Raw genomic sequence first — 23847 nt, 5'->3', positions numbered from 1 at the left:
AACAATAAACTACACTCGCACCGTCCTGCCCTGCCCGGACCTTTCGGAGGCCCTTTGCACCCCGATGAACCCCCGCGGTGGACCCCGCCGCCCAAGGACACGGCCCGGCCCACCGACGTCCGCCGCGTCCTGAGGCTCTTCCGGCCCTACCGCGGCCGCCTCGCCCTCGTCGGACTCCTCGTCGGCGCCGCCTCGCTCGTGTCGGTCGCCTCCCCCTTCCTGCTGCGCGAGATCCTGGACACGGCGATTCCCCAGGGCCGCACCGGGCTGCTGAGCCTGCTCGCCCTCGGCATGATCGCCACCGCCGTCCTCAACAGCGTCTTCGGAGTCCTGCAGACCCTGATCTCCACCACGGTCGGCCAGCGGGTCATGCACGACCTGCGCACCGCCGTGTACGAGCGGCTCCAGCGCATGTCCCTCGCGTTCTTCACCCGGACCCGCACCGGAGAGGTGCAGTCCCGCATCGCCAACGACATCGGCGGCATGCAGGCCACCGTCACCTCCACCGCGACCTCGCTGGTCTCCAACCTCACCAGCGTCGTGGCCACCGTCGTCGCGATGATCGCCCTCGACTGGCGGCTGACCATCGCCTCCCTGCTCCTGCTGCCGGTCTTCGTGTGGATCAGCCGAAGGGTCGGCACCGAGCGGAAGAAGATCACCACCCAGCGCCAGAAACAGATGGCCGCGATGTCCGCCATCGTCACCGAGTCGCTGTCGGTCAGCGGCATCCTCCTCGGCCGCACCATGGGACGCGCCGACTCCCTCACCCGCTCCTTCGCGGCCGAGTCCGACCGGCTGGCCGACCTCGAGGTGCGCTCCAACATGGCCGGCCGCTGGCGCATGTCCACCATCGGCGTCGTCATGGCCGCGATGCCCGCGCTCATCTACTGGGTCGCCGGCGTCGCCGTGCACCCGTCGGGCGGGACCGTCTCCATCGGCACGCTCGTGGCCTTCGTCTCGCTCCAGCAGGGACTCTTCCGGCCCACCGTCAGCCTGCTGTCGACCGGCGTCCAGGTGCAGACCTCGCTCCCGCTCTTCCAGCGCATCTTCGAATACCTCGACCTGCCCGTCGACATCACCGAGAAGGACGACCCCCTACGCCTGCCGCGCGTCCGCGGGGAGATCCGCTTCGAAGGCGTCGGCTTCTCGTACGACCCGGACGCGCCCGGACGCACCCTCGACGGCATCGAACTGACACTCCCGGCAGGCCGCAGTCTCGCCGTCGTCGGCGCCACCGGTTCCGGCAAGAGCACCTTGAGCTACCTCGTGCCCCGGCTCTACGACGTCACCGAAGGACGTGTGACGCTCGACGGCGTCGACGTGCGCGACCTGGCCTTCGACACGCTGGCCGCGTCGGTCGGCGTGGTCTCCCAGGAGACGTATCTCTTCCACGCCTCGGTCGCCGAGAACCTGCGCTTCGCCAAACCCGACGCCACCGACGAGGAGATCGTCGCCGCCGCACGCGCCGCGCAGATCCACGACCACATCGCGGGCCTGCCCGACGGGTACGACACCGTGGTCGGCGAGCGCGGATACCGCTTCTCCGGCGGCGAGAAGCAGCGCCTGGCCATCGCGAGGACGATCCTGCGGGACCCGCCGGTCCTCATCCTCGACGAGGCCACCAGCGCGCTGGACACCCGTACCGAGCGCGCGGTGCAGGACGCCGTCGACGCCCTCTCGGCGGGCCGCACCACCATCACCATCGCCCACCGGCTGTCGACCGTCCGCGACGCCGACCAGATCGTCGTCCTCGACCACGGCCGGATCGTGGAACGCGGCAGCCACGACGAACTGCTCGCCCTGGACGGCCGCTACGCCGCCCTGGTCCGCCGTGACGCCCGCCTGGCCCCTACGGCATGATCCTCGGCCGTGGGAGCCATCGCGGGGGCGGCACTCCCCGGCCACCGGCAGATCGAGGCCGACGCCTGGACCACGACCACGGCGACCTCGTCAGCGTCCACCGGTTCGACGCGCCGCCGGACATACCCGCGCCCTTGGAGGAACTGCCGCACCTGCGGCACGCTCTGGCCCACTACACGGCCCGGGCGGGCGGCGGCCTCGTCGAGGCCGACGTGCTGCACCCGGGGACGGTGCCCACACTGCGCCAGGTCCTCAAGGTCCCCCTGCCGGGCCGCCCCACGGGCCAGGCGTTCCTGGGCAGCTACACCCTGCCCCGCGCCTCTCGCAGCGCCGTCGAAGGCGCGGGCCCTGGAGCAGGGCGCCACCTGAACCCGCGAGGCAGGTGTCCTCGTCGAACTCGGCTCCGAGCGCTACTTCAGGCAGCATCCCTACGCCCCGGACCTGCGGCAGGGCCTGCCCTTCCACCGGGCCGACGCCCCTGCCCACGATGCGCGCTTCCCGGAGCACCCTCTCACCCGGGTCCGGGACGCGCTGGCCCAACTGGCCGTCTCCCTCCAGGCCCCGGACTTCGCGGCCCTGCCGCCCTTCACGCGGCCTGCCACCGCCCCTGGCTGAGGGCGGGGAACGGCGCGCTGAAGACCGCCGGAGGCGCCAGGCAGGCGCGTCCGGCCGCCGGCCACCGCCCGGCGCGGGCCGGGCGCCCCGCCACCGCGGGCAGCGCCCCGCAACACGGCGCACCTCGCGGCCGCGCTGTCGGTGCCCCCGTCTAGTCTCGAACGGTGACCTCGCCAAGGAGCCTGTCCGTCGCCGTCGTCGCCGATCCCCTGGGGATCGGCGGGCGGCTGCAGGCGCTGCGGGAGGACGGCACCCCGGACGGCTCCCCGCAGACCGTCGGCGACCTCGCGGCCGCCGTCGCCGAGCGCGAGGCCCGGGAGGCGCCGCGCTGGGTGTGGGCGGCGACCGACGAGATCTACCCGCCCTTGCTCGAACGGCTACCGGCACGCCTGGCCCGGTGCCACGACCTCAAGCTCGTCGAGGCCCTGCTGCTCGGTTCGGAGGAGCGCTGGGGCCTGCCCCGGTCGCTGGGCGCCGCCTGGGCGCGGCTGCGTGGGCCCCCCGTGCCGGACGAGGCACGAGAGGGCGGCCCCGACGACCAGCCGGTGCTCTTCGCCGCCGACCGCCAGCAGCTGCCGCCCGGCGCCGACCCGCTGGAGGCGGTGGTCGCCGTCCACGCCGACCAGCAGCGCCGCACCGCGCTGTCCGAACATCCCGACCGGATGCGCCTGCTGTGCGCCGCCGAGTCCGCAGGGGCCCTGGCCGCCGCCGAGATGAGCCGGGACGGCCTGCCCTGGAGCGCGGCCGCCCACGACGCGGTGCTCACCGGGCTGCTGGGTCCCCGTCCGGTGGGCGGTGTCCGCCCCAGGGTGCTGTCCGAGCTCGCCGCCGGCATCCAGGAGGCTCTGGGCCGCCCGGTGAACCCGGACTCCCCGGCCCAGTTGCTGCCCGCCTTCGAGCACGTGGGCGTGCGGATCACCTCGACCCGCTCCCATGTGCTGCGGGAGGTCGGACACCCGGCGGCCGCTCTGCTTCTGCGCTACAAGGAGCTCTCCCGCATCCACAGCGCCCACGGCTGGGCCTGGCGCGAACAGTGGGCTCCCAGCGGGCGGTTCCATCCCGAATACGTCGTCGGCGGTGTCGTCTCCGGCCGCTGGGCGACGCGAGGCGGCGGCGCCCTGCAGATCCCGCGGCAGCTCCGTGCCGCCGCGGTCGCCGACCCCGGGCACCGGCTGGTCGTCGCCGACGCGGGCCAGTTGGAACCCCGCGTCCTGGCCGCACTGTCCGGCGACCGCGGGCTGGCGGCGGCCGCTGCCGAGGGAGACCTCTACGCCGCCCTCGCGCGCACCGCCTTCGACGGCGACCGCGCACGGGCCAAACTCGGCCTCCTGGGCGCCATGTACGGCCAGACCAGCGGCGAGGTGGGGCCGCTGCTCGAGGTGCTGCGCCGCCGCTTCCCGGACGCCATGGGCCTGGTGGAGTCCGCCGCGCGCACCGGCGAGGGCGGCGGGGTCGTACGGTCGCACCTGGGGCGTACGTCGCCGGCCCCGCCGGCCGACCGGCAGGATCTGACCGACGCCCAGGCCCGCGCATGGGGCCGCTTCACCCGCAACTTCGTCATCCAGGCAACGGCGGCGGAGTGGGCGCTGGCCGTGCTGGCCTCCCTGCGCCGCCGTCTGACCGCGCTCGACGACCGGCCGCGCCTGGTGTTCTTCCTGCACGACGAGGTCATCGTGCACACACCCCAGGAGCTGGCCCCCGCGGTGGAGCGTGCGGTGGCGGAGTCCGCGGAGGAGGCCCGGCGCCTGCTCTTCGGGCCGACGCCGGTGCCCTTTCCGCTGCAGACTCATGCGGTCGAGTGCTATGCGGACGCCAAATGAGAGGTGCGTTGTCAGTCCGTGACGAGCACGACCTCCAGGGTGCGTGGCCCGTGGACGCCCTCGACCCGGTCGAGTTCGATGTCGCTGGTGGCCGAGGGGCCGGAGATCCACGTCAAAGGCCGGGCGGGATCGAGCCGTTCCAAAGCCTGCGGGACCGAGTCGACGACCTGGTCCGGGACGCGCACGACGACGACGTGGTGGTCCGGGACGAGGGTGATCCTGCGCCTGCCCTGGTCGGGCCCCGCGTCCAGCACGATGGTGCCGGTCTCCGCGATCGCCACCGCGCAGCCGGTGACGACGCTGTCGACGGCGTCGAGCTCGCGGGCCGTCAGCTCCGCGGAGTCGGCCACCCGCTCAACGCCCTGCACCGCGGAGAGCCACTGCTCGGGCAAGCCGGGCGGCACGACGACCCGTCGGGTGCCGCGCGCCGCCAGCAGGCCCGCGAGCCGGCCCGGGAGCTCCTCGACGGTGGCGCGGTGGACGATCGCACGGTAGTCGGCGAGGTTCTCGGCCAGGAGGTCGGCGGTCTGCGCCGCGTCCCGCCGCCCGTGGACGCGCAGATAGCCGCGGTCCACCACGCCGCGCGCGGGCGCCGCGCCCTGCGGCGCGTCGGCGAGGGCACGACGGATCCGCCCCAGGATCTGGTCACGGGTGCTCACTTGCCGCCCTCCCCGTTCTCGGTGCTGATGCCGGCGCTGGTAGCGGTGCCGTCTCCGATGCGGGCGCCGGGGCCCGCGGCACCCGCACCGCGGGTGCGCTGCCACCAGTCGCGGAAGGACTCCGCCGGCACCGAGGGGACGTCCCGGGTGTCGGTCCACGCCTTGCCGGGCCCGGGCAGCCGCCGGGGGTGGAACCTGCGGGTCCGCGCCGCGAGCCGCTGGCCGGCGCGCAGCGCCGCCGGGTGGTCCAGGGTCCAGCGCGCCGCGCGCATGGCCGCCCGCTCGGCCGCGTGCCCCTTGGCGGGCCGGAGCGTCACCCTGTTGCCGCCCCGGGTCGTCTCGCCGCCCTGTACGACGCGTTCCCGCAGGTGGACGAGGACCTCCGGGATGTCGATGGCGACCGGGCACACCTCGTAACAGGCGCCGCAGAGGGAGGAGGCGTAGGGCAGCGAGGCGTCGAGCGCGGTGTCCGTGCCGCGGAGCTGCGGGGTGAGGATGGCGCCGATCGGCCCCGGATAGGCGGAGCCGTACGCGTGTCCGCCGGCCCGCTCGTACACCGGGCAGACGTTGAGGCAGGCGGAGCAGCGGATGCAGCGAAGAGCCTGCCGCCCCACCTCGTCGGCGAGGGTGTCGGTACGGCCGTTGTCGACCAGGACGAGGTGGAAGGTGCTCGGTCCGTCCTCGTCCGTCGTGCCGGTCCAGGTGCTCGTGTAGGGGTTCATCCGCTCCGCCGTGGAGGAGCGCGGCAGGAGCTGCAGGAACACCTCGAGGTCCTGCCAGCTCGGCAGCACCTTCTCGATGCCGACCACCGAGATCAGGGTCTCGGGCAGCGTCAGGCACATGCGGCCGTTGCCCTCGGACTCCACCACGACCAGGGTGCCGGTCTCGGCGATCATGAAGTTGGCGCCCGAGATGCCGACCTTGGCGCGCAGGAACTTCTCCCGCAGATGGAGCCGTGCCGCCTCGGCGAGTTCGGCGGGGGAGTCGGACAGCTCCTCGGGAGCGGGACGCCCCCAGCGCCCCATGGCGTCGGTGAAGATGTCGCGGATCTCGGAACGGTTGCGGTGGATCGCGGGCACGAGGATGTGGCTCGGCCGGTCGTCGCCGAGCTGCACGATCAGCTCTGCCAGGTCCGTCTCGTAGGCCGAGATGCCGGCCTCGGCCAGCGCCTCGTTGAGGCCGATCTCCTGGGTCGCCATGGACTTGACCTTGACGACCTCCCGCTCGCCGGTGGCGCGCACCAGGTCCGTCACGATCCGGTTCGCCTCGTCGGCGTCGGCCGCCCAGTGCACGGTGCCGCCCGCGGCGGTGACCGCCTCCTCCATCTGCACCAGGTAGTGGTCGAGATGGGCGAGGACGTCGTCCTTGATCTGCTTGCCCGCGGTGCGCAGTTGCTGCCAGTCGTCGAGTTCCGCGACGGCACGGGCCCGCTTGTCCCGGATGGTGTGGGTGGCGTGCCGCAGGTTGCCGCGCAGCGTGCTGTCGCGCACCGCCTCGCCGGCGGCGACGGGGAAGGCGGGCATGCCCAGATAGGTGCCGCTCATCGGATGCCTCCGTAGGGCTGTTCCTCGGTCGACGCGAGGATTTCCGCGAGGTGTACCGGCCGGACCTCGGAACCGAGTCGGGCGAGAGTGCCGCCGATGTGCATCAGGCAGGAGTTGTCCACCGTGCACACGGCGCGCGCGCCGGTGGAGGTGATGCTGCGGGCCTTGTCCGCGCCCATGGCGGCGGAGACGGCCGCGTTCTTGACGGCGAAGGTGCCGCCGAAGCCGCAGCACTCCTGCGCGCCGGGCAGCTCGACCAGCTCCAGCCCCTTCACATGGCTGAGCAGTTCCAGCGGACGGCGGCCCAGTCCCAGCATCCTCAGGCCGTGGCAGGTCGGATGATAGGTGACCGGGTAGGGGAAGTAGGCGCCCACATCCGTCACCTTGAGCACATCGGTGAGGAACTCGGTCAGCTCGTAGGTGCGCGGCACGACGAACTCGGCGATGGCGGCAAGACCGTCCCCGCGCCCTTCCGCGCGGGCCCGCTCCCCGATGCGGGGGTAGTTGTCGCGCACCATCGCGGCGCAGGAGCCGGAGGGGGTGACGATGTAGTCGTAGCCCTCGAAGGCCTTGGCGTACCGCTTGACCAGGGGCTCCGTTTCGTGGCGGTAGCCGGTGTTGAACTGCGGCTGGCCGCAGCAGGTCTGCGCGGCGGGGAAGTCCACGGTCAGCCCCAGCCGCTCGAGCAGGGTCACGACGGCCTTCCCCGTCTCGGGGTAGAGCGTGTCGTTCACACACGTGACGAACAGCGCTACGCGCATGGGGCCTCCTCACGGTCGGCACGGCCACCCGTGAGCTCATACTGCCGCATGCGCCCCGCACCAGGGGGCAGAGATCGGATGTCTGCGGGTCGCAGAGGGTGCCATTGACGAGCCATGTCGGGGTGTCCTAACGTCCCTGCCATCGATTGAAACCTTTCATATCAGACCCGAGAGGCCAGGGCCGACCGTGCAGCGCGTCTGTTTCCTGTTGAAGGTCCGCGAGGACCGGCTCGCCGAGTACCGCGAGCGCCACGCCGCCGTCTGGCCCGAGATGCTGGACGCGCTCTCGGCGGCCGGCTGGCACAACTACTCGCTCTTTCTCCGCGAGGACGGCCTGCTCGTCGGCTATCTGGAGACCGAGGACTTCGCGGCCGCCCAGGCGACCATGGCGGCGACCGAGGTCAACGCCCGCTGGCAGGCGGAGATGGCGGACTTCTTCGAGGCGCTGGACGGGTCCCGGCCGGACGAGGCCATGCGGCCGCTCACGGAGGTCTTCCACCTGGCCTGACGGGGCCGCCCTGCCCGTAAGGGGACGCAGCCCCGCCCCGGAAGCCGCCGACCCGCCTCCCGGCCGTCCGTTACCGAGCCGATCGCACTGTTCCGCCAGAGCGGACCCGGCTCCCGTCCTCAGGTCCTTGGAACACAGTGTGCCCCCGCGCCGTCCTCCTGTGCGTAGCATGTCTTCTCAGGCCTGCGGCGGGCGGGCGGCAGGAGGTAGGGCGGAACTCGTGACACGGATGGTGGGGATCAAGGACGTCGCCCGGCAGGCGGGCGTCTCGGTCGGCACGGTGTCGAACGTGATCAACCGGCCCGACATGGTCTCCGAGGACACACGGGCCCGTGTGCTGTCGGTCATCGAGCAACTCGGCTATGTACGCAGCGAGTCCGCCCGGCAGCTGCGAGCGGGCCGCAGCAGGATCATCGCGTTGCTCGTTCTCGACATGGCCAACCCCTTCTTCGTGGACGTCGCCTCGGGGGCCGAGCGGGCCGCCCGGGAGGCGGGGCTCGGCGTGATGCTCTGCAACAGCGGTGAGAGCCCGGCGGAGGAGGCCGACTACCTGGGGCTCTTCGCCGAGCAGCGGGTGCGCGGCGTCCTTGTGACGCCCGCGGACACCAGCGGCCGGAACATCTCCTCCTTCCGGCGGCACAACATCCCCTTCGTCTTCGTGGACCGCGTCGTGCCGAGCGCGGAGGCCTGCTCGGTGTCCGTGGACGACGTCGAGGGCGGCCGGCTCGCGGTCGACCACCTCATCGAGCGCGGCCACGAACGCATCGTCTACGTGAGTGGTCCGATGCATCTCGCCCAGTGCCAGGACCGGCGCGCCGGTGCCCTGGACGCGCTCGCCGCCGCGGGCCTCCCCGCCGAGTCCCTGGCGCACATCGAGGCCGAGCGGCTCGACGTCCCCTCAGGACGCGATGCCGGCGCCCGCCTGTTGGGGATGGCCAACCGCCCGACCGCGGTCTTCTGCGCCAACGACCTGCTCGCTCTCGGCGTGCTGCAGGCCCTCTATGCCGCGGGCATCGCGGTTCCCGAGGAGATCGCGCTGGTCGGCTACGACGACATCGAGTTCGCGGCGGCGGCCGCGGTGCCGCTCACCTCCGTGCGGCAGCCGGCGTACCGGATGGGCCGGGCCGCGGCGGACCTGCTCATCGAGGAGACCGGGGAGGCGGCCGAGGAGCACGAGCACCGGCGCATCGTCTTCCAGCCCGAACTCGTCGTACGCGCCTCCACCCTCGGAAGGGGCGCCCGGACCGCGCGCTGAGCCTTCGGCGCAGCGCGCCGTGTCCGGCAGCGTCACGGGCCGGGGCCGGCCGATCCGCCGGGGCCCGTGTGCTCTGCGCCGGTCGAGGGCGCGGGGCGTCGCCGAGGAGTGCGCCGCCGTAGGTCCGGCCCATGCCGGGCGCCCCCTCCACGGAGAGGCCGCCGCCACCTCGCGCGGCGCCGAGAGCCGGTCCCGGGCTCAGCAAGCGGCGGCCGCCGGCTCCGGCTCCGGGACCCCGCCCGGAGCCCGGTCGAGTCCGCGCAGATAGGCGCGGATCTCACGGACCGCGCTGCGGCCGGCCCGGTTGGCGCCGATCGTGCTCGCGGAGGGGCCGTAACCGATGAGACGGACACGGGGGTCGGCGGCGACCTGGGTGAGCCCCTGCAGCCGGATGCCGCCGCCGGGCCCGCGCAGGCGCAGCGGGGCGAGGTGGTCGAGCGCCGCCCGGAAGCCGGTGGCCCACAGAATGGCGTCGGCCGAGACGTGCCGGCCGTCCGCCCAGCTCACGCCGTCCTGGGTGATCCGCTCGAACATGGGGAGGCGTTCGAGGACGCCGCGCTCACGGGCGCGCTCCATCGCCTCGGTCATGGGAAGTCCCGTCACGCTGACGACGCTCTGCGGCGGCAGACCGCGCCTGACGCGCTCCTCGACCAGCGCGACCGCGGCTCGCCCCTGCTCCTGCCCGAAGGGGCCGCCGCGGTAGACCGGGGGCCGCCGGGTGACCCAGGTCGTCGCTGCCGCGCCGCCCGGTTCGTGGAGCTCCATCAGAAGTTGGACGGCGGAGGTGCCGCCGCCGACGACGACGACGTGCTTCCCGGCGAACTCCTCCCTCCCGCGGTATCCCGCCGTGTGCAGCTGGCGGCCGCGGAAGGTCTCCTGGCCCGGGTAGCGGGGCACGAAGGGCCGGTCCCAGGTCCCGGTGGCGTTGATCAGTGCGCGGGCCGCCCAACTGCCGGCTCCGGACTCGACGATCAGCCGCCCGCGCGGGCCCTCGTGGACGGCGGAGACGTCGACCGGACGGTGCACCCGCAGGTCGAAGGTGCGCTCGTAGCGGTCGAAGTACTCGGCGACGACCTCGGCGGACGGCCGGTCGGGGTCGGCGCCCTCCAGTGCCATGCCGGGCAGCGAGTGCACCCCGTGCGCCCTGCCGTACGTCAGCGTCGGCCAGCGGAACTGCCAGGCGCCGCCGGGACCAGGGGAGTGGTCGAGGACGACGAAGTCCTCCTCGGGCCGCAGCCCGGCCCTACGCAGGAAGTAGGCCCCGGACAGCCCGGCCTGCCCGGCCCCGATGACGGCGACATCCACGTCCACATGGTTCACGACCAGAGCAACTACGCGCGTTCGCGGAAGCTTCCCGAGGACGCCTCGCCGCGCAGCCGGGCCACGCGCGCGGCGGCCTCCTCCAGGCGGGACAGCGGCAGGTCGCCGTCGGCGACCGCGCGGGCGGCCGCGGTACGGATGGCCTCCTGGACTCCCTCCCCGCAGCCGGGTCCGAGCTGGAGCAGGTCGACGCCCGAGAGCCAGGCCAGGACGGCCGCGCCGGGCACGCCCCAGCCCTCGACGACCTCGTCCGTGTCGAGTGGCTCGCTGATCACGACCGTGACGTCGCCGTACTCCTCCCGCAGCAGCTCGGTGGCCGTGGGCCCGCTGAGGGCGGCCGCGACGCCGATGGTGACCGCCCCGGCCCGCTCCAGTGCGCGCCGGAGCCATTGCGGCGGTCTGCGGGTCCGGCCGACGGGCAGCAGGCAGGCGTCGACCAAGGCGGCGACACGGTGCGGTGCGTACACGTGGGTCCCCCTCTGGCGCTCCAGCGGGCGCTGCCGACCCTATCCCGAAGGAGGCTAATGGTCCAGACCAATTCGGTGTCGGCTGCCCGGGTCAGGACGGCCGTTCGTCGCCCGGCGCGTTCAGCCGCCCCTGGAGAGCAGTAGCGGCGCCCCGCTCTCTGCGGACGCCGGACGGCTGGTCGCCCGGGGAACGCGCGCGGCCGGCGCCCGATCGAGCAGCCCCCGGCGGCCAGTTCGGGCATGATGCACGACGTCCGGCCGGGACCTCGACAGGTGCCGGAGAGATGCCCGGCCGCTTTGCTGATGCCCATGGGAGGAGCCACGTAGGGGAGGCGGCGAGCGTCCGCGCACGCCCGTCGGTACGCGGAACCGGACGGGCCAGCCCAGGTATGGGCGCTACGACTCGTCAAGAGCGTACGGGGGCCGGTGCGGAAGGGCGCACCAAGGTGCGGAGAAGCGCGCGGAGGAAGAAGGGCGCGCGACAGGGCGGGGAAGCGTCAGCAGCCGCGGCGACAGGGGGCGGAGGCCACTCGCCGCAGGTCGATGTGACCGCGCGTGGTGAACAGAACGGGACGCGACGTGTGCACGACGGTAGCCAGGCCGCCCGAGCGGCGTCACGGCGTCAACGGCGTCTCCGCCATTGGAACGCCCGTCGCCGACCCCCTGACCCCGGCACGCGCGGCACCGCCGCGTGGGCCACCATGGTCACATGGCCGACGCTTTCTCCACCCGCACCATTGATGTCACCACCGGCAGCCGCGAGACGGTCCACGACCTCACCGGCGCCTGCGCCGACTTCCTCGACGGCGTCGCCCGCGGACGCGACGGGCTGCTCAATGTGTTCGTCCCGCACGCCACCGCGGGGATCGCCGTCCTCGAGACCGGCGCGGGCAGCGACGACGACCTGCTGGCCGCGCTCCGCGACCTGCTGCCCGCCGACGACCGCTGGCGCCACCGGCACGGCAGCCCCGGTCACGGCCGGGACCATGTGCTGCCCGCCCTCGTCCCGCCGCACGCCACCCTCCCGGTGGTCGGCGGCCGGCTGGAACTCGGCACATGGCAGTCCGTCGTCCTGGTCGACACCAACCGCGACAACCCCCGGCGCCAGGTCCGGCTGAGCTTCCTCGGCTGACCAAGTAGCCGGTGGGAGGTGCCGCGCCGTCAGGGAAGGCGACGTCGCGGCATCTCACATCACAAGCGCCTCATGGAGCCCGCACCAGGACGGCGCTTCGGGGTGAGGCCCGGCGATGCTGTTGGTTGTCTTGACGGAGTTCGGCGGCCACCAACCGCGACGACCTCCGTGTCAGGTCCGGCTGTGTTTCCGCTGCTGAGGCCCCTCGGCTCCCACGTCCCGGCCGAACGACGACCGGCGAGCGCTACCGGCCGGACATGGCGGCCCTGCGTGCCGGTCAGTCCCGGCCGGCTGCCCGTCCGCCGGTCTGCCGGGCCGTCAGCCAGTCCATGACCCCCCGGGCGTCGAAGGCGTCCTGCCCTCCGCGCACCAGCAGGCCGGCTGTCGCGAAGGCGGGGTCGTCAGCCTGCGCCGCAAGGTAAGGGACGGCGACGCACCGCATCCCCGCCCGGTGCGCGGCCTGGGCGCCGGGCGGCGCGTCCTCGACGACCACGCAGTCCGCCGGGTCGACGCCGAGCCGCCGCGCCGCCTCCAGGAAGACGTCCGGGGCGGGCTTGCCGTGCTCCACCTCCTCCGCCGACACCACGGTCGGCAACCGGACGTCGAGCCCGGTGCCGGCCAGCACCGCCCGGATCGCCTCCCGGGAGGATCCCGAGGCCACCGCCATGGGGTGCCCCGCCTTCGCCAGCAACTCGACGAACGCCCGCATCCGCGGGAACACGTCGGTGGCCCCGCGGGCGAGCTCCAGGTAGATCCGGTTCTTGCCGTCCAGCAGCTCCTGGACGGGCGCCGACAGGCCGTACTCCTCGCGCAGGACCTCCAGCGTCTCCTTGGTGCCGATGCCGATGAAGCGCCGGTGCTGCTCCCATGTGTAGTCGTGCACGCCGTGCGACGCCAGCAGCCGCCGGCCCGCCTCGAAGTAGTGCGGCTCGCTGTCCACAAGGGTGCCGTCGAGGTCGAATATCACCGCGGGGAGCGTCATGCCCCCAGCATGCCAAGCCGGCGTCCACGGCGTCGTCCGGCCGTCGGGGTGAGCAGGCCGCCGCGGACGGGAACGCCTCCGGCGGTCCCCGATGATCCCGGCCGCGGCATGCCGTGCCGACGACGGCGTGCCGCGCCGGTCAGAGCAGGTTGTCGAGGGTGATCGGCAGGTCGCGCACGCGCCTCCCGGTGGCGTGGTGGACGGCATTGGCGATGGCGGGTGCGATGCCGACCAGGCCGACCTCGCCGACACCCTTGGTGCCGGTCGGCGTGCCGCGGTCGGGTTCGCCGACGAAAATCACGTCCAGCTCGGGGATGTCGGCGTTCACGGCGACGAGATAGTCGCCGAACGTCCCGTTGGCGATGCGCCCGGTACGCGGATCGGTGACGGTGTCCTCGAACAGGGCCATGCCGATCCCGCCGACCGTCCCGCCGATGATCTGGCTCCTCGCCGTCTTCTCGTTGACGATGCGGCCACCGTCGATCGCGGACACCACCCGGGCGACCCGGACGATCCCGAGGTCGGCGTCGACGCGCACCTCCACGAACTTCGCGCCGTAGGCCCCGGCCAAGGACATGCCGATCTCGTCCGGGTCCGGGGGCGTGCTGCTGCCGGTCGCCGTGAGCTGGGGAATCTCGTGCCGGGACAGGATGTCGGCGTACGACTCCCCGCGGTCCGGGCGGCCGACGAGGTGGACCCGGCCCCCGGAGACCTCGACGTCCGCGGGGGAGGCGCCCCGCAGCGGGGAGTCGGCGTCCCCTCGCGCCAGGTCCGCGAACAGCCCCATCAGCCTGCGGCAGGCGTCGTGCACGGCGTTGCCGAGCGCGCCGGTCAGCCCTGAGCCGCCCGCCATCATCGAGTCGGGCATGTCGGAGTCCCCCAGGTCGAAGCGGACCTTCTCCAGGGGCAGGCCCAGTTCCTGGGCGGACAGCTGCGCCATCACGGTGTACGTGCCGGTGCCGATGTCGGTCGCCGCACTGCGCACGAACGCGCTGCCGTCGCGGTTGACAGTGGCCTCGGCCATGCACGGCGTGGCGAAGTACGGGAACATCGCGCTCGCCATGCCGTAGCCGACGAGCCAGTTCCCCTCGCGCATGGACCGCGGCTCCGGGTTCCGCTCCGACCAGCCGAAGCGCCGCGCGCCGGCCTCGTAGCACTCCAGGAGCGCCTTGCTGGACCAGGGCAGCCCGTTGCGCGGGTCGACCTCGGTGTGGTTGCGGATCCGCAGTTCGAGCGGGTCCATGCGCAAGGCGTACGCCAGCTCGTCGAGGGCCGACTCCAGCGCGAAGCTGCCCTGCGCCTCCGCGGGGGCGCGCATCGACGTCGGCACCGCGATGTTGAGCTTGGCCTGCTCGTCCCGGGTGATCACGTTCGGACACCGGTAGGCGTAGGAGGTGCCGTGGGAGAACGGCTCGAAGTCGTTGTCCTCCATGCTGAGCGAGCTGAGGCTGCGGTGGTCGAGGGCGACCAGTTCGCCGTCGCGCGACGCGCCCACGCCGATCCACTGGACCCCGCTCGGACGGTGCCCGACGGAGGTGAACATCTGCGGCCGGGTCAGCACGAGCTTCACCGGGCGCTTGGCGGCGCGGGCCGCCATGGCGGTGAGGATCACGTGCGGCCACGCCCGCAGTCCGGCGCCGAAGCCGCCGCCCACATAGGGCACGAGTACGCGCACCGAGCTCTCGGGGATACCGAAGACCATGGCTAGGGTGGTGCGCACCATCGACGGCCACTGGCTGGTGTCGTGGACGGTGAGGGTGTCCTCCTCCCACGCGGCCAGCGTGGCGAAGAGCCCGAGCGGGTTGTTGGTGTTGTCGGCCGTGACGTACGTACCGCGCACGACGACGTCGGCGGTCTCCAGAGCGGCGCCTGCGTCGCCCCGCGAGTGGTCCATCTCCCACGGGTCCACCAGGTGCTGCGCCCGCGGGTCCTGCAGGTCCAGCAGCGGCTCGGTGGCCTCGTACTCCGCGTGCACCAGCCGTGCCGCGGCGGCGGCCTGTTCCGGCGTCTCGGCCACCACGAAGGCGATGTGCTGCCCGTGGTGGATCACCCGGTCGTCGCGCAGCGGGGCGGGCGGGGCCTCGCCCAGCACCGTCGTGGGGCCGGTGCCGACCCGCGGGGCGTTCTCGTGCGTGAGCACCGAGATCACGCCTGGTGAGCCTTCGGCCTCCGCGGTGTCCATGCGGACGATCCGGCCCGCGGCGACGGTGCTCTGCACCAGGGCGCCGTACGCCTGGCCGGGCACGCTGAAATCCATGGGGTAGGGGGCGGCGCCGGTGACCTTGCGCGGTCCCTCGACCCGGTTGACGCCCGCGCCGACCAGGGGCCTGCTCTCGACGGTGCTCATGCCGTCACTCCTGACACTGTCTGCAGCTCGCGAACGAGGGTCCGGCGGGCCAGCGGCACCTTGAACGCCGTGCCGGGCACCGTCCAGGCGTCGCGCATCGTCGCCTCGGACGCGTCCCGGAAGGTGGCCGACGTGGCGGGCGCGCCGGTCAGCACATGCTCGGCCTCGTACGCCCGCCAGGGCTTCGTGCCCACCCCGCCCAGTCCGATCCGGGCCTGACGGATCGTGCCCTCCTCGATGACGAGCACCACGGCGGCCGAGGTCAGCGCGAACTCGTACGACATCCGGTCGCGGACCTTGAGGTAGCCCGAACGGGCGGACGGCGGCGGGAGCGGGATCTCCACCTCGGTGATCAGCTCGGCGTGCTCTAGGACGTTCTCCCGCTCGGGGCTCTCGTCGGCGGTGATGTAGAAGTCCGTCAGCGGGACGCTGCGCCGGCCGGACGGGCCGTGGATGTGGACGACGGCGTCGAGCGCCACCAAGGCGACGGCGAGGTCGGAGGCGTGCAGCGCGATGCAGTTCTCGTTCGCGCCCAGCACGGCGTGCATCCTGGCCGCGCCCAGCACGGCCGCACATCCTGTGCCCGGCGCGCGCTTGTTGCACTCGAGCACCGTGGGATCGCGGAAGTAGCGGCAGCGGGTGCGCTGCAGCAGGTTGCCGCCGATGGTCGCCATGTTGCGCAACTGCACCGAGGCGCCCATCAGGAGGGACTCGCGCACCACCGGCAGCCGTTCGGCGACCGTGGCGTCGGCGGCCAGCTCCTCCATCGTGGCCAGCGCCCCCACGTGGAGCGCCTCGCCGCGCCGCTCGATGCCGTGCAGGGGGAGCCGGGTGATGTCGATCAGCGTCGGCGGCTCGAGCACCCCGTCCTTCATCAGGTCCAGCTGGGTCGTGCCGCCCGCGAGGCAGGACGCCGAAGGGTCCTCCGCCAGCTTCCGCACGACCTCCTGGGTGTCGGTGGCCCGTACATACTCAAACGCGCGCATCGTGACCTCCACCGGACGCGGCCTCGCGGATCGCGGCCACGATGTTGGGATAGGCGCCGCAGCGGCACAGGTTGCCGCTCATGAACTCGCGGATCTCCTCGTCGGAGCCGGCCCGGCCCTCGGTCATCAGCGCCACCGCCGACATGATCTGCCCAGGGGTGCAGAAGCCGCACTGGAAGCCGTCGTGATCCATGAAGGCCTGTTGCACCGGGTGCGGTCCGTCGGTGCCGGTGACGCCCTCGATGGTGGTGATCGCCTGGCCCTCGGCCTGTGCGGCCAGCGTCAGACAGGAGAGCACCCTCCTGCCGTCGAGGTGCACCGTGCACGCTCCGCAGGCTCCCTGGTCGCAGCCCTTCTTGGTGCCCGTCAGGCCGAGCCGGTCCCGCAGGGCGTCCAGGAGTGTGACCCGGGTGTCCAGGCGCAGGGTGTAGGTCCGGCCGTTGACGTCGAGTGTCACGACACGCTCGATGGTTGCGGGACGGTCCACGTCCCGCTGGTGCGCCACGTCCCTCATCGCGTCCTCCTCCGGACGGGTCGGATACGACTCGAGCCCCTCCTGGGGCGGATCCGGTGAGTTGGTTCGTCAGGCGTTATTAAAGGTGGGTTCGGCCATTTCGCGTCTATAGAGACGGCTTTCCTCTCAAATATACGCCGAACAAGTGTTTCGGCATGGGTAGCGGCCCTGGCAGCTGCGGCCCTGTTCTGCCGGCCTTGCCTGCCCCCTTCGCGCTCGGCGGTCTCGCGCCACCGCAGGACTCGCCCTGAGGGCGTCGCGTCGTCGCCTCCCGATGCCTGTGCCTGTCCTGTGTGCCCCACCGTGCGTGTCCGCGGCGTCGAAGCCGAGGGCCCACTGTTCGTGCCGCTGCACGCGGCGGGGGCGGAGCGGCGCCCAGGCGTTTGGGGCGGCCACGGCAGAGGGCGCGGGGTCGCGGGTCCCACCCGTACCCGGGCGCCGCCGCCTTTCAGTGCCGCGCCGCGGCGCAGACCGCACGATCGGTGACGGCTTGCGGTCCTGCCGGATTCATGCACACCCTCGGATCGATCGAGACCGGTAGCGGTCGAGCCATGACCGGCTGTGTCCGACGCAGGGCGGGATGTCGTCAATTCATCTGATGCGGCGATCCGTTCGGCGGCGCGTGCCAGGATGACTGACTCCGGACAGCGGTCATACCGATTCCAGTCTCGTGCCGTACCCGCGGACCGTGAGGAAACGCTCCGCGCAGGACGGTCTTGGGGGGTGCCAGGCGTGCTGAGGTTTCTGCGCCGTACCGAGGGAAAGAACGAACGCCACGCCGGACCGGGCCGGGTCTCGCCCGCGTCGGAGCATGCGCGGATGGACGGCCCGGAGCCGCTGGCCGGGTGCCCGGCCGGGCACCCGCAGCCGGTGGAGGAGGGCGCCGACGCCTGGCGCCCGCAGGACGCGGTGTCCGCCTGCCCCGTCGGCGGCGCGGCCGGGCGGGACGGCGCCCCGGCCGTCCGGCACAAGGACGTGGACGTCCGCGCCCTGGCCACGGACTTCATCCTGCAGTACCACCGCGAACTACCCGGCGGCGACCGCGACCCGCGGCGACGGCTGGCCGCGGTGCTCGATGAGATCGACGAGACGGGCACCTACCGGCACACCGGCGAGGAACTCGTCTTCGGCGCGCGCGTCGCCTGGCGCAACAGCAACCGCTGCATAGGACGCCTGTACTGGAACTCCCTGCAGGTCCGCGACCGCCGCCACATCGCGACCGCACACGGGGTGGCCCGGGAGGCCGCCGCCCATCTGAAGGTCGCGACCAACGGCGGGCGCATCCGCCCGGTGATCACCGTCTTCGCCCCGGACACCCCGGAGCGCCCCGGCCCGAGGATCTGGAACGACCAGCTCATCCGTTACGCCGGCTACTCCCGGCCCGACGGCGGAGTGCTCGGCGACCCCGGCAACACCGGCATCACCGAGGCGGCGCGGAAACTCGGCTGGCCCGGCGGCCCCGGCACACCCTTCGACGTCCTGCCGCTGATCGTGCAGGGCGGGTCCGAGCCGCCGCGCCACTTCCCGCTGCCGGCCGACGCGGCGCTCGAGGTGCCCATCGGGCACCCGGAGTTCGACTGGCTGGCGGAGTGGGGCCTGCGCTGGCACGCCGTCCCGGCCGTGTCCTCCATGTGCCTGGAGATCGGCGGCGTCTGCTACCCGGCGGCACCCTTCAACGGCTGGTACATGGGCACCGAGATAGGCGCCCGCAACCTCGCCGACACCGATCGCTACGACCTCCTGCCGCGCTTCGCCGAGCGGCTCGGCCTGGACACCACGAGCGACCGCTCGCTCTGGCGCGACCGCGCCCTGGTCGAGCTCAACCGCGCCGTCCTGCACTCCTTCGACCGCGCCGGCGTCAGCATCACGGACCACCACACCGAATCCCGCCGCTTCCTCTCCCACATCGAGCGGGAGGAGCGCAAGGGCCGGTCGGTGCCCGCCGACTGGTCGTGGATCGTGCCGCCCATCTCGGGCTCGGCCACGGGTGTCTTCCACCGCTACTACGACACCGGCGACCTGACGCCCGCCTATGTCCACCACCCCGAGTCACTCGCCCTCTCCCGCGGCGAGGCGCTGGTGTGACGGGGGCAGCGGGATCGGTTTCCGGCCACTGCGTTACTCTCAGCCGCCGTACAGACAACCTGCGGAAGAGGTACGGCAGTGGCCGGGCACGTTTACATCGGGTCGTTCACTTCGGCGGGCGGCAAGGGACTGACCACCGCCGCCGTCGACCCCGACTCTGGAGCGCTGACGCTGCTGGGCGCCGACTCCTCGGTGGGGGACCCCTCCTTCCTCGCGCTCTCCAAGGACCGCGGCCTGCTCTACACCGTCAGTGAGGCCGAGGACGGCGGCGCTGCCGTGTTCTCGCTGGCCGACCCCGCCCGCCCCGAACTGCTGGGCGCCACCGTGCCGGTGCGCGGTGCCTCCCCGACGCATCTGTGCCTGCACCAGGGCCACCTGCTCACCGCCAACTACGCCTCCGGCACCGTGAGCGTGCTGCCGCTCGGGGACGGCGGCGCGCTCGGGGCGCCGCGCCACATCCTGCAGCACGAGGGCGACGGACCGAACCCGGAGCGCCAGGAGGGACCGCACGCCCACATGGTGCTGCCCGACCCCTCCGGGCGCTGGGTTCTCAGCGTGGACCTCGGTACGGACTCCGTGCGGGTCTGCGCACTCGACGCGGACAGCGGGGAGCTGGAGGTGGAGCGCGAGATGGGTCTGCGCTCCGGCACCGGACCGCGCCACCTCGCCTTCCACCCCCGCGGCGACCGCGCCTACGTCATGAACGAGCTGGACTCCGTGGTGACGGTGTGCCACTGGGACGCCCGGATCGGCCGGCTGACGCCCGTCGCCGAGGTCTCCGTGCTGCCCGCCGGCGCCTCAGGCCCGAACTACCCCTCCGAGCTGGTCGTCTCCGCCGACGGCCGGTTCGCCTGGGCCGCCAACCGCGGTCACGACAGCATCGCCGTGCTCTCCGTCGACGGGAGCGGAGACCGGCTGGAGCTGCTGGAGACCGTGCCCTGCGGCGGCGAGTGGCCGCGCCACCTGACGCTCGACCCCGCGGGGAAGCGGCTCTACGCGGCCAATGAGCGATCGGGCGACGTCAGCTGGTTCGACGTGGACCCGGCCACCGGCACACCCACGCTCGCGGGGTCGGTGGCCGTACCGGCCGCGTCCTGTGTGCTCTTCGGCTGACGACAGCTGCCTCGTACGCGCGACGGCGGGCTGGCGGCCGCCCCGGAATCCCGGGCGGTCGCCAGCCCGCCGTCGTCGAGCGTCTGACGCTCCGCGGGCTCAGACCAGCGGAGCACCCTGCACCGGTTGGGCCACGCCGAGGGCCGCCGTGTAGGTGGTCACGAGCAGCTTGCCGATGGCCGGGTAGGGGCCCAGCGCGTCGGCAGAGGAGCAGTCGGCCTCCTTGGCGGCGTCGTGCAGGACCTCGGGGGCGACCTCTGGACCGATCACGTACGGCGCGAGCGCCAGAGTGGTCGAGCCGGAGGAACGCAACTGCTCGGCGGCCGCGGCGACCGAGCCCTCGATGTCCAGCGCGGCGGCCAGCACCGGCACCGCGAGGCGCGCGGCCAGCAGCAGCCCCGTCACGCCCGCGGCCTGGACGGCTTCCTCGCCGCCGACGGTGGCCAGGATGATGCCGTCGGCGGCCGTGGCGACCGTGAACAGGCGGGCGCGGTCGGCGCGTGCCAGGCCGGCCTCCGAGAGGCGCACGTGCAGCGCCTCGGCGAGCAGCGGGTGAGGGCCGAGCACGTCGGTCACCTCGGCCGCGGCACGGCTGTCCGCCACCGCCTGGCGCACGCGGCGCATCACCGAGGCCTCGGGGCCGGCCAGCAGCGGGACCACCACGGCCGCGGGAGCCTCGTCGCCGCGCTCGGAGGCAGCCTGGGCCAGCACCGATTCGAGCGTCGGGAACTCCTCGCCGTCGCCGTCGACGTAGCCGATGCGCGGGTCGAGACCGGACAGCTCGATACGGGCGATGCTGACGATCTCCTCCGCCAGACTCCGTATCGCGGAGGAAGGGGTACCGGGCACGGCGAGGACCAGCGCGGGGGCGCCCTCGGGCGCGGTCAGCGGCTCCGGCCGCCGGTGCCGTCCGGGCTGGCGGGGGCGGGGCATACGAACGGGCAGGCCGGCTGCGGGGCCTTCGGCAGTGCTCATGGCGAGGCATGCTAGTGCCTTTGCGCGGTCGGTTGTTCGGGCGGGGCCGTCGCAGGCGTCACCTGTCCGGTTCTGTCCTGATACGGCGCCGGGTCCGCGCCACTCCGGCACCGTATGCGTGTTCCGCTCAGCCGAGGCCGCGCGAGTCCTGTTTGAGAGCGGTGTCCACGGTGAGCGCGGAGGCGACGACCATGCTCAGCAGGGGTTCGGCCAGCGGTCGGTGGATCTTCAGGACGTAGTTGTCGGCCGTGGTGAACATCGTCTTCGCCAAGCCCTCCCACGTCTTGGTGATCCGGGCGACCTCGGCGCCGGTGTGGTCGACGACGGCGAAGTTCCAGGCGCGCCAGTTCTCGGCTTTGATGGCGCCGATCTTCTGGCCGTTCACCTCGAAGGAGAAGTTGATTTTTCCGATGGCGTTCTGCTGGACGATCTCGCCCAGCGTCGTGCCGTCGGCGCGCTGCACGATCACCTTCGACTTGATGAACTTCGCGGGGCGCGTCAGCAGCAGTTGCGGCCGACCGTGCGCGTCGCGGACCTCCAGGCGCACCGACAGGAACTGGTCGACGCTCGAGACGAACCGCAGCACCTTGCGCGCGGTGCTCTGGCCGACCTGGACGACGGAGCCGAGCTGGCGCCCCTGCTGGTCGAAGACGCTGTACTCGTTGTTCAGCTCGATGAGCTTGGCCTTCTGGTTGACGACCAGCACAGGCTCGCTGAAGAGTGTCCCCCCGCCGTGGCCGGTGGGGGCCACGCCCGCCTGCTGCTGCACCTGGCGCTGGACGCGCGAGGGGTCGGGGGCGCCGTCGACGCCGAGCTCCCAGGGGCTCGCCGTGGCCTGCGGCGGGACCTGGGCGCCGCCCGGGTGGGTGTGTTCCGTCCACCGGAATCCGTCCCAGTAGCGCAACAGGTCGTGCGTGCCGTGCGGGTCCTGGTACCAGCCCGCCGGGGTGTTCGATCGCGTTGTCACCCACGCAGAGTAACGCCCCCTCCGTCAGGGCAGCCGCGGGCGGTGTTCGATGAGGCGAGCGGAGCCTGCCGCGCATGTCCTCGGACTCCGGCTGACGGAACGTCACGGACACGGCCTCGTCCGGCCCGCCGACCTGTTGCTGAGCGACCCGGCGTCAGCCGCGTTCGGCGACCGTGAGGAGCACCGCCGCGTCTTCGACGGCCTGCAGACTGTGGCGGGCCTCGGGGACGCTGATCAGGTCACCGTTCCGCCCCTCCCAAGAAGCGTCGCCGCTGGTCAGCCGCACACGTCCGCGCAACACCAGCAGGGTGGCCTCGCCGGGGTTCTCGTGTTCGGCGAGGGCGGCGCCGGCGGTCAGCGCGAGGAGTGTCTGGCGCAGGGAGTGTTCCTGACCGCCGTAGACCGTGGCCGCGCTGCGCCCCGAGGAGGCGGCTGCGGCGTGTTCCAGGTGCTCGCGGGCGAGCGCGTCGAGCGAGAGCTTCTGCATGCTTCCGGTCCTCCTGTCTTCGCCGGATGAGACCGCCGCCGGCCGCCGTGATCAGACGCGTGCGCGGCGTCGGTGCGGCTGGTGGCGGTCACATCGCGCGAAGACGGGCCGCGCCGATGGTGCGGCGCCGAGCGCAGTCTCTCAGCGCCGCTCGTCCGCGGCCGCGGACGACGCGTTCTACCCCCGTCCGGGGACGTCGGCCACGCCGGGCCGTGACCGGGGCGCCAGGTGGGACGGGGCGCCCGTCAGCCTCCGGTGATCTCGACGTGCCGGGGCTTGGCGCTCTGGGACTTGGGTACGGTGACGGTCAGAACGCCGTCCGCCAACTGAGCCTTGACCTCCTCGGCGTTGACGCTGGTGGGCAGCAGGGCACGGTACTCGAAGCGTCCGGTCCGCCGGGTGCTGCGGCGCAAAATGCCTTCGCGTTCGCGCTTCTTGTACTCCCCGGTGATGCGCAGGTGCTGGTCGTCCACCTCGACGTCGATGTCCTCGCGCGTGATGCCGGGCAGCTCGGCCTCGATCACATAGGCGTCTTCGGTCTCGTGCATGTCCGCAAGGGGCGACGAGGCGCCTGGGCCGGTCGCGGCGGCCGAGGCCAGCAGCTCGTTCATGCGGCTGAAGAGTTCGTCGAACTCGGATGCCATCGGCTCGCCCCAGCCGAGGGCGGGAAACCCTTCCATGAGCCGGCCGGGCCGGCGGTGGGCGGGCACGGTCATCGCGGTTCACCTCCGCGACTGGACAGTAGTGTTCTTGTCTCCATAGTGCGCCCGGCCTGACGGGCGGAGCCAGTCGGAGACGTCTCTCGATGACCAGCCGCGGCCCGCGACGGGGGCATCCGGGGTCCCGCTGTCATCACGGCAGCCAGGACCGTGCAACCCCGCGCCGGCCTCAGCCCGACCTCGCAGCTCGCGCCGTTCACCGCCGCACCGGTCGAGGAACCTGCTCGGACCCGACCTGGAGGGCGCGTACGTCGCGCCGCGGGCTGCGGAACGGACGGCCGACCCGCAACTGTGCGCCCGGTTCACGGACTTCCTGGTCACCGAACTGGGCGACAGGACCCGTCCTTCGCACGTGCGGGGCATCGGGACTTCCACGCATCGCCTGGATACCGCCCTGCGCCGGGCCCGCGCACAGCCCTGTGCGAGTCCCGCACGGATGTGCGCGGCTACTCCTGGGTGACCGGTGTGCCGGGCGGGCTCGCGACCCCTCTGGGGGGCCCGGAGTCTCGCGGGCACGGGGACGTTGCGGCAGCTGCGTGGCGGGGGGTTGCCGACGCGGGCGACCGAGAGGCTCGCTGCTCACGACAGCTAAGAGGTCTGCGCGGATAGGCGGGGTGGAGAAAGGAGCGGGTCGAGGGCCGAGTTTGGCAAGGCGGAGAAGGGAGACGCAGCGGAGCTGCGGCGACCGACGACAACGCCGCCAGGCGAGAGCCATCGACCCGCGACGCCGG

The 23847-nt window shown here is 72.9% G+C and carries 21 protein-coding genes; 7 read left to right on the top strand and 14 right to left on the bottom strand.

Annotation, left to right across the window (positions count from 1 at the left end):
• Positions 1-54: 54 nt before the first annotated feature.
• Both AC3ET4_RS15135 and AC3ET4_RS15130 read left to right on the top strand, forming a co-directional pair.
• The gene (locus tag AC3ET4_RS15135) at positions 55-1860 is read left to right on the top strand and encodes an ABC transporter ATP-binding protein (protein ID WP_431949382.1); all 1806 of its coding nucleotides are present in this window, start codon (positions 55-57) and stop codon (positions 1858-1860) included.
• 779 nt (positions 1861-2639) lie between these two features.
• Entirely contained in the window at positions 2640-4295 is a 1656-nt protein-coding gene (locus tag AC3ET4_RS15130) for a bifunctional 3'-5' exonuclease/DNA polymerase (protein ID WP_431949380.1), read from the top strand.
• Positions 4296-4306: 11 nt separating this feature from the next.
• Here AC3ET4_RS15130 and AC3ET4_RS15125 read toward each other — a convergent pair whose 3' ends face one another.
• Genes AC3ET4_RS15125 through AC3ET4_RS15115 form a run of 3 tightly spaced genes read right to left on the bottom strand, consistent with a single transcriptional unit; the run spans position 4307 to position 7259 of the window.
• A complete protein-coding gene (locus AC3ET4_RS15125) occupies positions 4307-4954 on the bottom strand; it encodes a LutC/YkgG family protein (protein ID WP_431949378.1) in 648 nt (215 codons plus the stop codon).
• Positions 4951-6498, bottom strand: a complete 1548-nt coding sequence (locus tag AC3ET4_RS15120) for a LutB/LldF family L-lactate oxidation iron-sulfur protein (protein ID WP_431949376.1) — start codon at positions 6496-6498, stop codon at positions 4951-4953. Before AC3ET4_RS15120 ends, AC3ET4_RS15125 begins: the two co-directional genes overlap by 4 nt.
• A complete protein-coding gene (locus tag AC3ET4_RS15115; RefSeq protein ID WP_431949374.1) occupies positions 6495-7259 on the bottom strand; it encodes a (Fe-S)-binding protein in 765 nt (254 codons plus the stop codon). The genes AC3ET4_RS15120 and AC3ET4_RS15115 overlap by 4 nt, the downstream gene beginning before the upstream one ends.
• A 187-nt stretch (positions 7260-7446) precedes the next feature.
• Between AC3ET4_RS15115 and AC3ET4_RS15110 the strand changes: the two genes are divergently transcribed.
• Complete coding sequence (locus AC3ET4_RS15110) at positions 7447-7767, top strand: L-rhamnose mutarotase (RefSeq protein ID WP_431949372.1); 321 nt, start codon at positions 7447-7449, stop codon at positions 7765-7767.
• Positions 7768-7996: 229 nt separating this feature from the next.
• Positions 7997-9022, top strand: coding sequence for a LacI family DNA-binding transcriptional regulator (locus AC3ET4_RS15105; protein WP_431949459.1), 1026 nt, complete (start codon positions 7997-7999; stop codon positions 9020-9022).
• A 198-nt stretch (positions 9023-9220) separates the two neighbouring features.
• Here the strand turns inward: AC3ET4_RS15105 and AC3ET4_RS15100 are convergent, their stop codons facing one another.
• The 3 genes from AC3ET4_RS15100 to AC3ET4_RS15090 form a co-directional block, all read right to left on the bottom strand.
• A complete protein-coding gene (locus tag AC3ET4_RS15100) occupies positions 9221-10333 on the bottom strand; it encodes an NAD(P)-binding domain-containing protein (protein WP_431949457.1) in 1113 nt (370 codons plus the stop codon).
• Positions 10334-10353: 20 nt separating this feature from the next.
• Complete coding sequence (locus AC3ET4_RS15095) at positions 10354-10809, bottom strand: glycoside hydrolase family 3 protein (RefSeq protein WP_431949371.1); 456 nt, start codon at positions 10807-10809, stop codon at positions 10354-10356.
• Between the two features lie 497 nt (positions 10810-11306).
• Positions 11307-11396 carry a putative leader peptide gene (locus AC3ET4_RS15090; RefSeq protein ID WP_431949369.1) on the bottom strand — a complete coding sequence of 30 codons (90 nt, stop codon included), beginning with the start codon at positions 11394-11396 and terminating at the stop codon, positions 11307-11309.
• A gap of 122 nt (positions 11397-11518) precedes the next feature.
• On the opposite strand from AC3ET4_RS15090, the gene AC3ET4_RS15085 reads away from it, so the two are divergent.
• Positions 11519-11941 carry a secondary thiamine-phosphate synthase enzyme YjbQ gene (locus tag AC3ET4_RS15085; protein ID WP_431949367.1) on the top strand — a complete coding sequence of 141 codons (423 nt, stop codon included), beginning with the start codon at positions 11519-11521 and terminating at the stop codon, positions 11939-11941.
• Between the two features lie 277 nt (positions 11942-12218).
• Here the strand turns inward: AC3ET4_RS15085 and AC3ET4_RS15080 are convergent, their stop codons facing one another.
• From AC3ET4_RS15080 to AC3ET4_RS15065, 4 genes are all read right to left on the bottom strand, one after another.
• Positions 12219-12923 carry an HAD family hydrolase gene (locus AC3ET4_RS15080; protein WP_431949365.1) on the bottom strand — a complete coding sequence of 235 codons (705 nt, stop codon included), beginning with the start codon at positions 12921-12923 and terminating at the stop codon, positions 12219-12221.
• A gap of 139 nt (positions 12924-13062) precedes the next feature.
• Positions 13063-15270 carry a xanthine dehydrogenase family protein molybdopterin-binding subunit gene (locus AC3ET4_RS15075; RefSeq protein WP_431949363.1) on the bottom strand — a complete coding sequence of 736 codons (2208 nt, stop codon included), beginning with the start codon at positions 15268-15270 and terminating at the stop codon, positions 13063-13065.
• Entirely contained in the window at positions 15267-16256 is a 990-nt protein-coding gene (locus tag AC3ET4_RS15070; RefSeq protein WP_431949361.1) for an FAD binding domain-containing protein, read from the bottom strand. The genes AC3ET4_RS15075 and AC3ET4_RS15070 overlap by 4 nt, the downstream gene beginning before the upstream one ends.
• Positions 16243-16770 (bottom strand): (2Fe-2S)-binding protein, encoded by a 528-nt coding sequence (locus tag AC3ET4_RS15065; protein ID WP_431949359.1) that lies wholly within the window; start codon positions 16768-16770, stop codon positions 16243-16245. The genes AC3ET4_RS15070 and AC3ET4_RS15065 overlap by 14 nt, the downstream gene beginning before the upstream one ends.
• Before the next feature lie 819 nt (positions 16771-17589).
• On the opposite strand from AC3ET4_RS15065, the gene AC3ET4_RS15060 reads away from it, so the two are divergent.
• Both AC3ET4_RS15060 and AC3ET4_RS15055 read left to right on the top strand, forming a co-directional pair.
• A complete protein-coding gene (locus AC3ET4_RS15060; protein ID WP_431949357.1) occupies positions 17590-18855 on the top strand; it encodes a nitric oxide synthase oxygenase in 1266 nt (421 codons plus the stop codon).
• 78 nt (positions 18856-18933) lie between these two features.
• A complete protein-coding gene (locus AC3ET4_RS15055) occupies positions 18934-19968 on the top strand; it encodes a lactonase family protein (RefSeq protein ID WP_431949355.1) in 1035 nt (344 codons plus the stop codon).
• Between the two features lie 99 nt (positions 19969-20067).
• On the opposite strand, the gene AC3ET4_RS15050 is transcribed toward AC3ET4_RS15055, so the two are convergent.
• The 4 genes from AC3ET4_RS15050 to AC3ET4_RS15035 form a co-directional block, all read right to left on the bottom strand.
• Positions 20068-20943 carry a sirohydrochlorin chelatase gene (locus AC3ET4_RS15050; protein ID WP_431949353.1) on the bottom strand — a complete coding sequence of 292 codons (876 nt, stop codon included), beginning with the start codon at positions 20941-20943 and terminating at the stop codon, positions 20068-20070.
• A gap of 127 nt (positions 20944-21070) precedes the next feature.
• Positions 21071-21910 (bottom strand): LURP-one-related family protein, encoded by an 840-nt coding sequence (locus tag AC3ET4_RS15045; protein WP_431949351.1) that lies wholly within the window; start codon positions 21908-21910, stop codon positions 21071-21073.
• Positions 21911-22064: 154 nt separating this feature from the next.
• Positions 22065-22397 (bottom strand): cupin domain-containing protein, encoded by a 333-nt coding sequence (locus AC3ET4_RS15040; RefSeq protein WP_431949349.1) that lies wholly within the window; start codon positions 22395-22397, stop codon positions 22065-22067.
• Between the two features lie 245 nt (positions 22398-22642).
• Positions 22643-23113 (bottom strand): Hsp20/alpha crystallin family protein, encoded by a 471-nt coding sequence (locus AC3ET4_RS15035; protein WP_431949347.1) that lies wholly within the window; start codon positions 23111-23113, stop codon positions 22643-22645.
• Positions 23114-23847 lie beyond the last annotated feature (734 nt).

The organism is Actinacidiphila sp. bgisy167 (assembly GCF_057707665.1).
The sequence above is the reverse complement of the archived record's forward strand: the minus strand, read 5'-3'. Positions and strand labels throughout refer to the sequence as shown.

Bases quoted from the DNA above. Each gene is read 5' to 3' on its own strand.
- AC3ET4_RS15120 (WP_431949376.1), bottom strand. From the start codon at position 6,498: ATGAGCGGCACCTATCTGGGCATGCCCGCCTTCCCCGTCGCCGCCGGC.
- AC3ET4_RS15115 (WP_431949374.1), bottom strand. From the start codon at position 7,259: ATGCGCGTAGCGCTGTTCGTCACGTGTGTGAACGACACGCTCTACCCC.
- AC3ET4_RS15105 (WP_431949459.1), top strand. From the start codon at position 7,997: ATGGTGGGGATCAAGGACGTCGCCCGGCAGGCGGGCGTCTCGGTCGGC.
- AC3ET4_RS15085 (WP_431949367.1), top strand. From the start codon at position 11,519: ATGGCCGACGCTTTCTCCACCCGCACCATTGATGTCACCACCGGCAGC.
- AC3ET4_RS15080 (WP_431949365.1), bottom strand. From the start codon at position 12,923: ATGACGCTCCCCGCGGTGATATTCGACCTCGACGGCACCCTTGTGGAC.
- AC3ET4_RS15075 (WP_431949363.1), bottom strand. From the start codon at position 15,270: ATGAGCACCGTCGAGAGCAGGCCCCTGGTCGGCGCGGGCGTCAACCGG.
- AC3ET4_RS15070 (WP_431949361.1), bottom strand. From the start codon at position 16,256: ATGCGCGCGTTTGAGTATGTACGGGCCACCGACACCCAGGAGGTCGTG.
- AC3ET4_RS15065 (WP_431949359.1), bottom strand. From the start codon at position 16,770: ATGAGGGACGTGGCGCACCAGCGGGACGTGGACCGTCCCGCAACCATC.
- AC3ET4_RS15060 (WP_431949357.1), top strand. From the start codon at position 17,590: ATGGACGGCCCGGAGCCGCTGGCCGGGTGCCCGGCCGGGCACCCGCAG.
- AC3ET4_RS15050 (WP_431949353.1), bottom strand. From the start codon at position 20,943: ATGAGCACTGCCGAAGGCCCCGCAGCCGGCCTGCCCGTTCGTATGCCC.
- AC3ET4_RS15040 (WP_431949349.1), bottom strand. From the start codon at position 22,397: ATGCAGAAGCTCTCGCTCGACGCGCTCGCCCGCGAGCACCTGGAACAC.
- AC3ET4_RS15035 (WP_431949347.1), bottom strand. From the start codon at position 23,113: ATGACCGTGCCCGCCCACCGCCGGCCCGGCCGGCTCATGGAAGGGTTT.